This window comes from Amycolatopsis rubida, from assembly GCF_900115345.1.
In the GTDB taxonomy this organism is placed as follows: domain Bacteria; phylum Actinomycetota; class Actinomycetes; order Mycobacteriales; family Pseudonocardiaceae; genus Amycolatopsis; species Amycolatopsis rubida.
The window spans coordinates 233,392-249,307 of record NZ_FOWC01000006.1 but is presented as its reverse complement, the minus strand read 5'-3'; the positions used below and the strand labels follow the sequence as shown (position 1 = coordinate 249,307).

The 15,916-nt window shown below is 73.3% G+C and carries 2 protein-coding genes (1 of these 2 cut by a window edge); both read right to left on the bottom strand.

Annotated features, from left to right (window positions below; genetic code table 11):
- Positions 1–353 carry the 5' portion of a non-ribosomal peptide synthetase gene (locus BM362_RS24060; RefSeq protein ID WP_167545409.1) on the bottom strand. 12,871 nt of this gene lie to the left of the window's left edge, so 353 of the gene's 13,224 nt are visible here — the first part of the coding sequence; its start codon is at positions 351–353; its stop codon lies off the left edge, out of view.
- Positions 350–15,916 carry a non-ribosomal peptide synthetase gene (locus BM362_RS24055; protein ID WP_167545408.1) on the bottom strand — a complete coding sequence of 5,189 codons (15,567 nt, stop codon included), beginning with the start codon at positions 15,914–15,916 and terminating at the stop codon, positions 350–352. Before BM362_RS24055 ends, BM362_RS24060 begins: the two co-directional genes overlap by 4 nt.

Sequence of the window (15,916 nt, the reverse complement as noted above, 5' to 3'; positions counted from 1 at the left end):
AGCGGCGGCTGTTCCGGGTCGAAGCGCCTCGCGCGGTCGGTCTCGGCGATCCGGCAGGCCTCGGCCCGATCGGCCGCGACAACCTCGGCGAAGGGCACTTCGACCCGGCGCAGCACCAGTTGCACCGGCCGTTCGACACCGGTCGCGGTGACCGCCACGCGCAGGTTCGCGTGCCGGTCCAGCAAGGCTTGCGCGGCCGCCCGCAGCCGGTCCGCGTCCACCGTCCCGCCCAGCTCGAAGCGCAGCTGGACGGTGTAGACGTCCTGCTCCTCCCGGTCGAGGGAGGACAGGAAGAACAGGCCTTCCTGCAGCGGTGTGAGCGGGAGAACGTCCTCGAATCCCCCGTGCGTCATGCCTTTCCCCATTTCGCTTCGAGCAGGTCGATCTGCTGCTGGCTCAGCGAGACCAGGCCGAAGTCGGACGAGGTGTGCCCGCCCGTGCCCGGTCCCGCGGTGTGGTCGGTGAGTGCGGCGAGCGCGTCGGCCCACGCGTCGGCGAGCGCCAGGACGTCGGTCTCGGCGACCGCGCCCGGGGCGTAGGTCCAGTCGACGGTCAGCTCGGGCTGTCCGTCGTGCTCGGTGACCACCGCGGTGATTTCCAGGGCGTGCGCCATCGGCAGGTCCGGTTCGGTGGAGCCGTCGACGCCGACGCTGCCCGGCGCCGGCGCCCACGGTTGTTCGGACTCCGGGACGGCGAACCGGCCGAGGTAGTTGAAGCCGATCCGCGGAGCGTCGAAGGCGGCGAGTTCGGCGCTGGCGGCAGGGTCGAGATACCGCAGCACTCCGTACCCGAGCCCCTGCTCGCCCGGCACCGCGTGCAGCTGTTCCTTGACCGTCTTCAACGCGCGTCCGGCCGCGTCGCCTCCGCGCAGCGCGTCGGCGACGTCGATACCGGTCAATCGCAGCCGGACCGGATAGGCGGTGGTGAACCAGCCGACGGTGGCCGACAGATCCGCGCCGTCGAGCAGTTCGGTGCGGCCATGGCCTTCGAGCTGCACCACCAGTTCTCTCGGCCCGCGCTTGGCCGCCGCCAGGGCGAGCGCGGTGAGCAGGACGTCCTGGACGCCCGCGCGATAAGCCGCGGGCACGGTGGTCAGCAGCGGTTCGGTCTGCCCCGCCGGGAGGACCCGGCGGATCCGTTTCGCCGTGCCGACGCGGTCCAGTTTGGGATCGGGTTCGCCGAGACCGGGCTGGACCGGAGCGTCGGCGAGAGCCGCCCGCCAGTAGGGCAGTTCCTCCGCGAACTCGCCGTTCTCCCCCGCTTCGGCGAGGCGGTGCGCCCACGCCCGGAACGACGTCCCGGTCCCAGGCTGCTCGCCGGCCAGCGCGGCGGGCAGGACGCGCCAGCTGACGCCGTCCACCGCGAGATGGTGGACGAGCACCAGCAACCGGCGCCGGTCCGGCTGCCAGACGAACCGGGCCTGGCCGTAGCGCTCCGGGTCCAGGGTCGCGGCGGCCGCCTCGACGTCCGGCTCGCCGAGGGACAGCACGTCCTCGGCGCGGACGGTGCCGGGCGGCGGCACTTCCAGAGCCGAACCGGTCAGCCGGGAGCGCAGGATGTCGTGCCGGTCCAGGACCTGCTGGACGCGCTCGGTCAGCTCGGCCTCGGTCAGGCCCGGCGGGGTGGCCAGGAGCTGCGCCTGGCTGAACCGGGCGATCGGGCCGTCGAGTTCGCGCAGCCAGTGCATCACCGGGGTGAGCGGGACCGGGCCGGTGGCGGCGACCTCCGGCGCGGCGGCCTCGGCCGGGGTCCGTGCGGCGGCCAGCGCGGCGAGGTTCGCCACCGTTTTGCGGTCGAAGATGTCCCTTGGCCGGATGTCGAGTCCGGCCGCGCGGGCCCGGCCGGACACCTGGATCGACAGGATGCTGTCGCCGCCGAGTGCGAAGTAGTCGTCGTCGAGGCCGATCGAGGGCAGGCCCAGCACGTCCGCGACGATCCCGGCGAGCACGCGTTCGGCTTCGGTCGCGCCGGTCAGGTCTCCGGTCGCGGCGGGTTCCGGCGGGGCGGGCAGCGCCCGCCGGTCGAGCTTGCCCTGGGACGTCAGCGGCAGCTCCGGCACCGCGACGAACACCGCCGGGACCATGTGGTCCGGCAGCTTCGTCAACGCGGCCGCGCGCACCTCGGCGAAATCGGCTTCGCCCGCCACGTAGGCGACCAGGCGGTTGGCGCCGCGGGCGTCCGGGACCGCGAGCACGGCGACCCGGCGCACGCCCGGGCAGGCGGACAGCACGGCTTCGACCTCGCCCAGCTCGATCCGGAACCCGCGCACCTTGACCTGGTGGTCGGCGCGGCCGACGTACACCAGCGCGCCGTCCGCGCGACGGCGGGCGAGGTCGCCGGTGCGGTAGAGCCGGGTGCCGTCCGGCCCGGCGACGAACCGGGCCGCGGTCAGGCCGGGTGCGCGGAGGTAGCCGCGCGCCAGTCCGGTGCCCGCCGCGTAGATCTCGCCGACCGCGCCGGGCGGAACCGGCCGCAGCCGCCGGTCGAGCAAGTACACCGCGGTGTTGTGCACCGGGCCGCCGATCGGCACCGGACCCGGGCCGTCCTCCGGCCCGCACGTCCACAACGTGATGTCCACTGTGGTCTCGGTGGGGCCGTAGGAGTTGAACATCCGGCGCCGCGCCGACCATTCCGCGGCGAGCGCGGGCGGACAGGCTTCCCCGGCGGCGATCACGACGAGGTCATCCGGCGTCTGCTCGGGCCGGATCGACGCCAACGCGGCGGGCGGGAGGGTCGCGTGCGTGACGCGGTGCTCGCGCAGGAACGCCGCGAGGGGCTCGCCCGCGCGTTCGTCGTCGGGAATGATCACCAGCGCCGCGCCGGTCAGCACGCCCATCGCCAGCTCCCACACCGAAGTGTCGAAGCTGACCGACGCGAACTGCAGGACCCGGCTGCCCGGGCCGACGCCGAACGCCTCGGTCATCGTGTGCACCAGGCTGGCGACCCCGGCGTGGCTGACCAGCGTTCCCTTGGGCCGCCCGGTCGAGCCGGAGGTGTAGATGATGTACGCGCCCGCGGCGGTGGACGGCACCGGCGCGAGCGGGCGGCCCTCCGGCGGCAGGCCGAGATCGCGCAGGATCAGCACCGGGTCCGCGTCGGCGATCATCGCGGCCCGGCGTTCCGCTGGATAGTTCGGGTCGAGCGGCAGGTAGACGCCGCCCGCCTTCTGGATGGCGATCAGCGCGACGATCAGGTCGGCCGATCGCGGCAGTTCGACCCCCACCACGGCTTCGGGTCCGACGCCTCGTGCGGCGAGCGTGTGCGCCAGTTCGGTCGACCGGCGATCCAGCTCGGCGTAGGTGAGCGTGGTGCCGCCGTCGATCACTGCGGGGTGTTCGGTCCCGGCCACTCGCGCGAACAGCTGCGCGATCGTCAGGTCCGGAACGGCACAGGCAGTGTCGTTCGCCGCCGCCAGTTCCTCGTGCTCCGCCGCGGACAGCACGTCGATCTCGCCCGCGGGCTGATCGGGGTTCGCGAGCAGCCTGCGGCAGAGCTGGGTGAACCGTTCGGCGATCCGCTCGGCCTCTCCCGGGCCGAACGCGTTCTCCGCGTACTTCCAGGTGACCCGCCCGCCCGGTTCGACGACCAGCGCCAGCGGGTAGTGCGTGTCGTCCGACGCGCGCACCGAGCGCAGGTCCAGCTCGCCGGAAACTCCGTTGTCCAGCGGGTAGTTCTGGACGACGAGCAGGGTGTCGAACAGCTCGCCGGTTCCGGTGAAGCGCTGGATGTCGCCGAGACCGGCGTGCTGATGGCCCAGCAGCGCGGCCTGTTCCGCCTGGATCCGGGCGGCCAGTTCGGGCAGCGATCGCGTGCCGTCCGTCCGGACGCGCACCGGGATCGTGTTGGCGAACAAGCCGATCGTGGCGTCGGCGCCGTCCACTTCGGCCGGACGGCCCGAGACGACCGTGCCGAACACGACGTCTTCGGCGTCGGTCAGCCTGCCGAGCAGCAGACCCCAGACCGCCTGGACGACGCTGGTCAGGGTCAGCCCCGCATCCCGCAGCAGCGGGGTGAGATCCGGCAGCGTCGTCTCGAACTGGCGGCCGATCCGCTCGCCGGCGGCCGCCGGGGCCAGCAGCGTCGGCTCGTCGAAGCCCGCCAGCGCGGCGCGCCAGGCCTTTTCGGTGGCCGCACTGTCCCTTGTGGACAGCCAGGCGAGGTGGTCGCGGAACGGCCGGGACACCCGCGTCGGCGCCCCGTCCCGGCGGTAGGCCTCCAGCAGGTCGCCCACGAGCAGCGGGCCCGACCAGCCGTCGTAGAGCAGATGGTGCGCGGTGAGCAGCAGCGTGCGGCCGACCAGGGCGAGCCGCAGCAGCGGCGGGTCCGCCGGGTCGAACCGGTCCGCCAGTTCGGCGGCGGCCAGTGCTTCGACGTCGCCGCCGGGGTGTTCGGCCCAGCGGGGTTCGAGTGCGGCGGGGACGAACTGGACCGGCACGCCCGACGTGGTGTGGCGGAAGCCCGCGCGCAGGGCAGCGTGCCGGGCCAGCAGTGCCGCCGCGGCACGGCGCATCCGTTCGCCGTCGACCGGGCCGCCGAATTCCAGCCGCAGCTGCATCAGGTACGGGTCGGGTCCGGTGGCTTCGTAGTCGCTGAGGAACAGCAAGCCGGTCTGCAACGGCGTCAGCGGCAGGACGTCCTCGACCGCGCCGAGTTCGTCCACATCGGACTGGTTCAGCTCGGCGAGCGGGAAGTCCGACGGGGTGTGGAACGGCTCGCGCACGGCTTCCACGAGGCCGGCGACGGCGTGCCGCCACCGTTCGGCCAGCGCGCGCACCTCGGGTTCCGGGAGGATGCCGGGGACATACGCCCAGGACGCGCGGACGACGTCGCCGTCGACCGAGGCGTTGATCTCCAGTGCCGCCGCGACCGCCGTCGACGGATCGGCGTGCCCGCCCATCGGCTCGGCGACGGTCCAGTCGCCGTCTCCGCCGGTGAACCGGCCGAGGTAGTTGAAGCCGACCTCGGGCTCCGGCAGGCCCGGCACGCGGTCGAGATAGCGCAGTTTGCCGTACTGCAGACCGGCCAGTTCTCCGCCCGGCAGGCCGCGCACCGCGGTCTTGACGCCCTTGAGCGTCGCGACCGGATCGTCCGCCGGGTCGAGCGGGACGGGGTAGCGCGAGGTGAACCAGCCGACCGTGCGGGAGAGGTCCAGGCCCAGGTCGGCGCGGCCGTGCCCTTCGACGGCCACCAGCAGCGGCTGCCCGGCCGCGGTCACCAGCGCGGCGAGCAGGACGTCCTGCACGGTGCCGTGCGCGCGCACCGCCACGTCGGACAGCCCGGCCCACGGCAGTTCGACCTCGAACTTCGCGGCCGTGCCGACGAGGTCGGCCGCCGGATCGACCGGACGGCGGCCGAGCTTCGGGCACGGCCGGGCCAGGGCCGCCCGCCAAGCTTCCGGGTCGGCTTCGACCCGGACGGCTTCCCTCGCCCAGCGCGCGAAACTGCTGCTCCGCCCTGCCGGAGCCCCGGCGAGATCGTCCAGGATGATCCGCCAGGAGACGCCGTCGACCACGAGGTGGTTGGCCACCAGCAGCAGTTTCCGCTCCGGCGGGCACCAGACCGCACGGAACAGGACCCCGGCTTCGATGTCCAATTCGGACAGTGCGCGTTCGCGTTCGCCGGTCAGGTCCTCGACCACGCGGACCTTCGGCGCGGCGGTGCGGCCGGGCACCAGGCCGCGGGCGCCGAGTTCCGGGTGCCGGGCGAAGAGGGTGCCGAGGCGTTCTTGGAGATCGTTCAGGTCGGCCGGTGTCGTGACGACCAGCCACTGGGCGAACCGGTCGAGGTCGCCGCCGCGTTCGGCCGCCCACGCCATGATCGGGGTGCGCGCGATTTCGGCGGGCTCTTCGACGGGCAGTTCCGCCTCGATCGCACCGGTCCGTTCGGCCAGCGCCAGAGGCGTGCCGAGTTCGACGACGTCGCGGGCGCGGACCGCCAGCCCGGCTGCCCGGGCGCGGCCGACCACGCGCAGCGACAGGATGCTGTCGCCGCCGAGACGGAAGAAGTCGTCCCGCTCCCCTACTGACGGCAAGTCCAGGACGTCGGCGAAGATACCCGCGAAGACAGCCGCCGTGGGATTGCTGTCCCCGGATCCGGTGATCTGAGCGGCGGGTTCGGGCAGCGCGGCCCGGTCGAGCTTTCCGCTGGGAGTCAACGGGAAACGCTCAAGAGCAATGATCGCGTTCGGCACCATGTACGACGGCAGCCGGTCCGCGCAGTGCGCTGTCAGGTCCACAGTGGACGTACCGGTGACGTAGCCGGTGAGCGTGTTCCCGCGCGCCACGACCGCAGCTCCGGTGATGCCAGGGGCAGCGGCGAGAACGTGCTCGATCTCGCCCAGTTCGATCCGGAAACCGCGCACCTTGACCTGGTGGTCGGCGCGGCCGAGGTAGTCGATCCGGCCGTCTTCGGTCCAGCGGGCGAGGTCGCCGGTGCGGTACATCCGGCCGCCGGGCCCGCCGAAGGGATCCGCGACGAACCGTTCCGCGGTCAGCGCCGGGCGGCCCAGATAGCCGCGAGCCAGGCCGCCCGCCAGGTACAACTCCCCCGCGACGCCGGGCGGCACCGGGTTGAGGTCGCGGTCGAGCACGTAACAGCGGCAGCCGTCCAGCGGCGCGCCGATCAGCACCCGCTCACCGGCAACGACCGGCCAGCTGGTCGCGTAGACCGTGGCCTCGGTGGGCCCGTAGATGTTGACCAGTTTCGCCTCGGGCGCGGCGGCCCGGATCGACCGCACCAGGTCTGCGGACAAGGCTTCACCGGCGAGGGCGAACGTGCCGACTTCGAGGCCGGAGAGGTTCTGCGCGAAGACACCGGCGACCGCCGACGGGACCGCGCAGACCAGGCTGAGCCGTTCGCCCGCCGGAGCGTCGGCCAGTGCGAGAATGTCGGGGACGACGTCGATCCGGCCGCCGGACAGGAGCGGAGCGAAGATCTCGAACACCGAGACGTCGAAAGTCACCGGAGTCGCGGCGAGCACCCGGGAAAGCCCTTCGGCGCCGAAGACGCGGCGCCCCCACTCGACCAGCCGCAGCACGCTCTCGTGCGCGACGACCACGCCCTTCGGACGGCCGGTCGAACCCGAGGTGTAGATGACATAGGCCGCGTTGCCCGGGCGCACTTCGACGTCGGCGGTGCCGGACGGCTCGAATCCGGTCAGGGACAGGTGCTCGAACCCGTCGTAGTGCGCATCGGTGGTGAGGATCAGCGTCGGCTGCGCTTCGGCGAGCACGCCCGCGACCCGTTCGGCCGGGTGGGCGAGGTCGATCGGCAGGTAAGCGCCGCCGGCCTTGTGCACGGCGAGCATCGCGACGATCAGCTGCGCCGACCGCGGCAGCGCCAGCGCGACGACGGACTCCGCGCCGACCCCGCGAGCGACGAGCGCTCCGGCCAGGCCGCGGGCCGCCGCGTCCAGCTCGGCGTAGGTCAGCCGAGTGTGCTCATCGGTGACGGCGAGCGCGTCAGGCGTCCGGCGGGCTTGGGTGCGGAACGCGTCGGCGAGGGTCCCGTGCGGCTCGATTTCCCCGGTGTCGTTGAACTTCGTGACGACCAGCGCGTGTTCAGCCGGGTCGGCGATGCCGAGCGTGCCGACCGGACGCGCGCTGTCGGCGAGGAGGTCCAAGAGGACGCGGACGAACCGGTCGAGGACATCCGCCGCTCGCCGCGCGCCGAAACCGGGCTGGTACTTGATGCCGACGTAAAGCTGTTCCTCGGGTGCGACGACGAGCGTGACCGGGTAGTGCGTGGCGTCGACCGGCGGCCCGCCCGCGACGCGCACTGCGGGGCCGGCGTCCCAGTCCGCGGCTGCCGGATAGTTCTCGACGACCACGAGCGTGTCGAACAGAGTGCCGATTCCGGCGATCCGCTGCAGTTCGCCGAGGCCGATCTGATGGTGCTCCAGCAGCCCGGCCTGTTCGCGCAGCACCCGGGACAGCAGGGCGGAGACCGGTTCGCCGGAGCGGAGGGTGACGCGCACCGGAAGCGTGTTGATGAACAGCCCGGCCATCTCGGTGCTGCCGGGCAGGTCGGCGGGGCGGCCGGAAACCGTGGTGCCGAACACGACGTCGGCGCGGCCGGTGAGCCTGCCCAGCAGGATCGCCCAGGCGGCCTGGACCAGGGTGTTCACCGTGCAGCCAAGCTCGCGGGCGCGGGCCGCCACCCGCGCGGTCACCTCCGCGTCGAGAGTGCGGTCCAGCTGCTCCGGCCACTGCGGAGCGGCTCCGCCGGGGGCGAGCAGCGTGGGTTCGTCCAACCCGGACAGTGCTTCCGCCCAAGCGGCCTCGTCGGCGTCACGGTCCACTGTGGACAGCCAGGTCAGCTGGTCGCGATGCGGACGGCGGGCCGGGGGCTCGGCACCGGCGTAGGTCGCGAACAGTTCGCGCGCGAGCGCCAAGGACGACCAGCCGTCGAGGAGAATGTGGTGATGGCACACCAGCAACCGGTGACGACCGGGCGCGACGGGCGCCAGCGCGAAGCGGATCAGCGGCGCGCTGCCGAGGTCGAACCGGGCACGCCGGAACTCTTCGACGGCGATTTCGCCTTCCTGCCAAGCCAATTCCGGTGCCGGGCGCACGACCTGGATCGGATCGCCGTCCGTGCGCGGGCGGAATTCCGCCCGCAGGGCGGGGTGGCGGCGGACCAGCTTCTCGGCGCACGTGCGCAGCCAGGCCGCGTCGAGGTCGCCGTCCAGGTCGAACGACAGCAAGACCGTGTAGACGTCGGTTTCGTCGTCCTGTGCCAGCAAACCGGCCTGCAGCGGGGTGACCGGCAGAACGTCCTCGACCTCGCCGAGTGCGTCCGCTTCGGACTGCGTCAGCCGGACGAGGGGGAAGTCGGACGGGGTGTGCCCGCCGCCTCCGGTCAGTGCGGTGACCGCGCGCCGCCAAGCCGCCAGCAGCGCGTCGAGATCGACGTCCGGCGAGCAGGACCAGCGTGCTTTCAGCACCCCGTCTTCGACCAAAGTGGACACTTCGACCGGATGGCTCGCGCACAGTTCCGGATCGGCTCCACCGGCCAGGAAGTCCAAGCCGGACAGCTGGCCGGGACGAGCGGTTCCGAGGTGGTTGACCAGGAACGGCCGGGGCACGCCGGGTACGCGGTCGCGCAGCAGGCCGTAGCCGCTGCCGTCGCCCGGGACCGCGGCCAGGGTTTCCTTGACGCGCTGGAGAACCTGCTCCGGGGTACCGTCCAGACCGACGCGCACCGGATACAGGCTGGTGAACCAGCCTACGGCGGTGTCCGCGCCCGGGACACCGTCGCGGCCGTGGCCTTCCAGGTCGGCGCGCAGAGCGGTTTCGCCCCAGACCTCGCGCACGGCAAGGCCCAGCGCCGCCAGCACGACTTCGCGGACACCGGTGTGGAACGCGCTCGCGATGCCCGCGACCACCTCTGCGGGCAACTCGGCGACCACGTGCCGCAGGTCGCCGACCAGGCCGGTACGCAGCCTGACACCGGTTCCCCCGGCCATCTCGGTCCAGAACGGCAACTCGGCCTCGTCGGCGGCCAGCGCGGCGGCCCACGGCCGGGCGGCGAATTCCGCGGGCCGGTCCGGAACTCCGCTTTCCAGGTCGGCGGCGATGACCGACCACGACACCGCGTCCACGACGAGGTGATGCGCGACCAGCAGCAGCCGGTCGGTGCCGAGGAGGACCGCCCGCAGCATGGTCCCGCCGCGCGGGTCGAGCGCGGCGGCTTCGCGGGCCAACTCGGCGTTCGGGTCGGCGTCAGCGGGTGCCGAGCGGAGCGGAACCTCGCGCGGTTCGCCGATTTCGAGTGTGTCACCGGTCAGCCGGGCGCGGAGGAAATCATGCCGGGCGACCAGCCGGATCAGCAGCGCGCCGACGTCGGCGGTGGGCGACACCGGCAGCAGCGCCGCTTGGCTGTAACGGTCGATCGGGCCGCCGCGACCGAGGAGCCAGCGCACCATCGGCGTCGGGGCCACCGGCCCGGTCCGGTCGACGGCTGCCGCGGGCGCGGCGGAACCGACCGTCGCCCGGGCGGCCAGGTCAGCCACCGTCGCGGCCTCGACGACGTCGCGCGGAGAGACGGTCAGCCCGGCCCGGCGCAGCGCGGCGACCAGGTGAATGGCCAGGATGCTGTCGCCGCCGGCGGTGAAGAACCCGGTGTCGGCCCCGGCCTCGGCGAGCCCCAGCACCTCGGCGAACGCGGCGGCGACCACGGCCTCCCGCGCGTCTCGCGGCGCGACGACGGCCGCGGTCTCCCCCGGCGGTTCGGGCAGCGCGGACCGGTCGAGCTTTCCGTTGCGGCTCAACGGGAATTCCGCCAGCGGAACGAGGACCGACGGCACCATCGCGGCGGGCAGCGCTGCCGCCAGTTCACTCAGCGCGGCGGAGACGTCCGCCGTCTCGGGCACGCAGTAGCCGATCAGCCGCCCGGCCCGGGCCACGACCACGGCGGCGTCGACGTCCGGCCGGGCCGCGAGCCGCGCTTCGATCTCGCCCGGTTCGATGCGCTGACCGCGGATCTTGACCTGGTGGTCGGTCCGGCCGAGGTAGTCGAGCGCCCCGTCGCGACGGCGCCGCACCAGGTCGCCGGTGCGGTAGAGCCGTCCGCCGTCCGGTGCCGCGACGAACCGTTCGGCGGTGAGCGCCGGACGGCCGCGGTAACCGCGAGCGAGCTGCACCCCCGACAAGTACAGCTCCCCCGCGACGCCGTCCGGCACCGGCGCCAGCCCGGCGTCGAGCACGTGCGCGCCGGTGTTCCAGACCGGCACGCCGATCGGGACCGGCCGGACGCCGTCCTCGGCCGCGGTGTCCCATTCGGTGACGTCCACGGCGGCTTCGGTCGGGCCGTAGAGGTTGTGCAGCGGCGCGGCGAAGACCTCCCGCGCCCGCGGCACCAGGTCGGCGGGCAGCGCCTCGCCGCTGCAGAACACGCGGCGCACCGAACCGAGGTCGCGGCGCACTCCGGCCGCGACGAACGCGGCCAGCATCGACGGGACGAAGTGGACAGTCGTCACCCGTTCCGCCTCGATCAGCGCGGCCAGCCGCTCCGGGTCGCGGTGGTCGCCGGGTTCGGCGACCACCAGCGCCGCCCCGCTGAGCAACGGGAGGAAGAACTCCCACACCGAAACGTCGAAGGTGGCCGGGGTCTTCTGCAGCACCCGGTCGTCCTCGCCGAAGCCGTAGCGCTCGCGCATCCACCGCAATCGGTTCACGATCGCGCGATGCTCGACCAGGACGCCCTTGGGACGGCCGGTCGAACCCGAGGTGTAGATCAGGTAAGCCGCGTTGCCGGGCTGAACCGTCGCGGGGCGGAACCCGTCCGCCGCCGGAAGGTCCTCCGCGGTGACGACGGCGGCCGGGGCGGCGTCGGCGAGCAGTTCGCGGATCCGCTCGGCGGGCTGGTCCGGATCGACCGGCAGATAGGCGCCACCGGCGCGCAGCACGGCGACCAGCGCGACAACCAGTTCCAGCGAACGCGGCAGCACGACAGCGACCACCGACTCCGGGCCGACGCCGCGGTCTTGCAAAGCCGCCGCCAGCCGCGCAGTGCGGCGGTCGAGATCGCGGTAAGCCAGGCGCGCATCGCGGAACACCAGCGCTTCGCGGCCGGCGTGCTCGGCGAGCGCCTGTTCCAGCAGCGCGGTCAGGGTCGTGTCCGGCACCGCGTGGCCGGTGTCCGGGGCGAGCCGCTCCCCGGGCAGCCGGACGTCGAGCGCGGCCACCGGCTCGTCGGGCGCGGCCAGCAGGTCGCCGAGCACCTGGGCGAACCGGTCGGCGAACAGCGCGGCCTCGTCCGGTTCGAACAGGTCCCGGGCGAATTCGAGGAATCCGGTGAGCCCGCCGCCGGTCTCGGTGACGTTGAGGGTCAGGTCGACCTTCGCCGTCGCGGTGGGCACCAGCTCGGTCTCCGCGGCCAGCCCGGCGAACCGGCCGGTCCCGTCCGGGGTGTTGCGGTAGGCGAACAGCACCTGGAACAGCGGGTGCCGGGACGTCGAACGCGGCGGCGCGAGGCGGTCGACGACCTCGTCGAACGGGACGTCGTCGTGCGCCAGGGCGGCGAGGCCGGTGCGGCGGACGCGGGCCAGCAGCTCCCGGAACGTCGGGCGGCCGGACAGGTCGGTGCGCAGCACGACCGTGTTGACGAAGAAGCCGATCAGCGGATCGAGCGTTTCGGCGGCGCGCCCCGCCACCGGCACGCCGATCGGCACGTCCTCTCCGGCTCCGCACCGCGCGAGCACGGCGGCGAAGGCGGCGTGCAGGACCATGAACACGCTGGTGCCGGTTTCCGCGGCCAGCTCCCGGATCCGCGGCAGCACCGCGGCGGCCAGGTCGAGGTCGAGGACGATGCCTTCACCGGACGGGCGAGGCGGGCGGGTCCGTCCGGTGGGGACGGCGATCTCGTCGGGCAGGCCGTCGAGTTCGGCGGTCCAGAAATCAAGATCGACCGGCAGGCAGCGTTGCCACAGCGCGTAATCCGCGTACTGCACGGCCAGCGGAGTCCACTGTGGAGCGTTACCGGCGGTGCGCGCGGCGTAGGCGGTTTCGAGGTCGGCCAGCAGCGGCCGCAGCGACCATTCGTCGGTGGCGATGTGGTGCACGGTGAGCAGCAGGAGATGGTCGGCCTCGCCGAGCGCGATCAGGGACGCGCGGATCGGCAGTTCGTCCGCGAGCGAAAACGGGCGGCGGCTGAGGTCGAGAAGCCGCGCGGCGGCGGCCGCGGGCAGCACGTCGAACGGAACCTGTTGCGGCGGAAGGATTTCCTGCCACGGTTCGCCGTCGGTCTCGCGGTAGACGGTGCGCAGCGGCTCGTGCCGGGCGACGACGTCGTCGAGCGCGGCCCGCAACGCGGCGCGGTCGAGATCGCCGCGGAGGCGCAGGCTCAGCGGGAGGTTGTAGGCCGCGCTGTCCGGGCCGGACAGGGATTGCAGCAGCCACAGCCGCCGTTGCCCGGCCGACAGCGGCAGGCGGTCCGGGCGCGGCGCGACCGGTATCTCCGGCCGCGCCGGGGCGAGGCCGGTCAGCCGGTCCGCCAGTTCGGCGGGGGTCGGGGCGTCGAAGATCGCGGCGATCGGGACGTCCACGCCGAACTCCGCGCCGAGGCGCGTGCTCAGGCGCAGCGCGAGCAGGGAGTGCCCGCCGAAGCGGAAGAAGTCGTCGCCGGGCCCGAACCCGGGCACGCCGAGGACGTCGGCGAACAGTTCGCTCAGCCGGGCCGCTCGCGGATCGGCCGCGGCGGGGCCGGAGCCGGTGTGCCTACGGGCGGCCAGCGCGAGACGGTCGACCTTTCCGTTGGGAGTCAACGGCAATTCGGCGACCGGCACGAGCAGGCCGGGCACCATGTAGTCCGGCAGGTGCCGGGACAGTTCGGCACGGAGATCGCCGGTTTCGCCGGCCGGCACGTAGTATCCGGCCAGCCCGGCGCCCGCGGCGACGACCGCGCAGTGGCCGACGCCCGGCGCGCGGCCGAGCACGGCTTCGATCTCGCCCAGCTCCACGCGGAAACCGCGGACCTTGACCTGATGGTCGGTGCGGCCGAGACAGTCGAGGGCACCGTCATCAGTCCAGCGCGCGAGGTCGCCGGTGCGGTACATCCGGCCGCGCGCAAAGGGATTCGCCACGAACCGCGACGCGGTCAGCCCCGCCCGGCCGAGGTAGCCGAGCGCGACGCCCGAACCGGCCAGGTACAGCTCGCCGGTCGCGCCGGGCGGCACCGGCCGCAGCGCGGCGTCGAGAACGTAGGCGTGGGTGTTGTGCAGCGGCCGCCCGATCAGCGGCCGCTGCGCGTCCGCCGGGCCGATCTCGTGCGCGGTCGACCAGATCGTCGTTTCCGTCGGGCCGTACAGGTTGGTGACCCCGGCAGTGATCCGGCTGAGCAGCTTCGCCAGCGCCGGGGGCAGCGCCTCGCCGCCGACCAGCGCCCGGATGCCGCGCAGCGCCTCGGGAACCGACTCGGCGAGGGCCTGCCACAGCGAGGGCGTGGCCTGCATCGCGGTTACCCCGTCCAGCAACACCGCCAGCCGGGCCGGATCGCGCACGTCGGCGGAATCCGCCAGCACGACGGTCGCGCCGTCCAGCAACGGCAGGAACAGCTCCAGTGCGGCGATGTCGAAGCTGATCGTCGTGACGGCCAGGAACCGGTCCCGCGCGCGGAAAGCGAACCGGTCGCGCAACGACGCCAGGAGGTTGCCGAGGTTGCGCCGGGTGACGACCACGCCCTTGGGACGGCCGGTCGAACCCGACGTGTAGAGGACATAAGCGGGCGCGTCGGCCGGGACGTCCGGCAGCGCGACCGGTTCGGCCGGTTCGCCCGCGTCCAGCCAGTCCGGATCGACGACCAGGACCGGACCCGCGTCGTCGAGCATGAATTCCACGCGCTCGGCCGGGAACCCGGGATCGACCGGCAGGTAGGCGGCACCGCTTTTCAGCACCGCCAGCAACGCCGCGACCAGGCCGGTGCCGCGGGGCAGCCGGACGGCGACGAGATCGCCCGGACGCACCCCCTCGGAGATCAGCCGCGCGGCAAGGCGATCGGCGCGGTCGTGCAACTCGGTGAAGGTGAGCCGGGAAGTCGCGTCCTCCACCGCGACGCCCGCACCGCGCGGAATCTCGCGCAGCAAGTCGAAACTGTCGTGCGGACTCGGCTCGCTCCGCCCGGCGGCCAGCACGCCGGGCACGTCGGCGGTCACGTCGAAGCGGCCGACCGGCGTTTCCGGCGCCGCCTGGCCCAGGGCCGACAGCACGGCAGCGAACCCGTTCGCGTGCCGACGCACTCCTTCGGCGTCGTGCACGGCGGGGTTGGCGTCGATGTCCAAGACGAGCCCGCCCTCGCCCGGCAGACCCTGCACGGTAAAGGACAAGTCGTCGACCGGTCCCGCGGCGAGGTAGTGCGTCCTCGCGCGCAGCCCGCCGAAGGACAGCTCGGTGGGGAACGGCTTGATGTTGATCCACGGCCCGACAAGCCGCCGGGACCCCAGCAGCCCCAGATCACGGCGGACGTCCTCGCCGCGATAACGGTGGTGCGGCCGGGTCGTTTTCAGCTCGGCCGCCACGGTCGCGACGAGTTCGGCGACCGTGACCGAGGAGCGGACCGGGACGCGCAGGGGCAGCACGTTCACCGTCGTCGCCGGAACGCGGGCAGCCGGGCCGAGCCTGCCCATCACCGGCAGCCCGAGCACGATCTCGGCGGCGCCGGAGATCCGGTGCAGGTACAGCGCGGTCGCGGCGATGACGACCTCGGTCCAGCCGGTGCCGATCTCCTTCGCCAGCGCGGAAAGCGCGGCGAAGTCCGGCACGGCCGTGTGTTCCCGCAGGAAGCTGTGCGACGCCGGGACCGCCGCGGGCAGCTCCGGCAATCCCGCCAGGTGTTCCGTCCAGAACCGGCGGTCGTCCTCGAAGCGGTCCGACGCGCGGTAGGCGGCGTCCTGCTCCAGCAGTGCGGCCATCGGACGGAACGGGCTGTCGCCGATCGCTGCCCCGCCGGCCAATGCGGTGTAGACCTCGGCCACGCGTCGCTGGATCAGGCCGAACCCGTACCCGTCGAGCAGGATGTGGTGGCAGCCGAAGAACCAGGCGTACCGGTTTCCCTTGCCCCGGTAGAGGATCTGGGTGACCAGCGGCCCGGATTCCAGGTCGCGCGGCCGCGCCAGTTCGGCCCGCATCAGCGGTTCCGGGTCCCCGTCCACGTCCACGACCGCCAGCTCCGGCCGGGCGGCCGCGCCGGGGCGGGCCCAGGGACCGGACCGGTCGTGCCCGAAAAGGACAGTCAGGCCGTCCGCCTCGGACATCGCCGTGCGCACCGCCGCGCGGAACGCTTCGACGTCCAGCTCGCCGTGCAGTTCCACGTACTCGCCGGTCTGGTAGGCCGGACTCGGCGGATCGAGCCGCGAGCCGAACCAGATCCCTTCTTGCGCGGCGGTGAGCGGGTTGCGGGCGTCCTCGTACCCCGACGACAC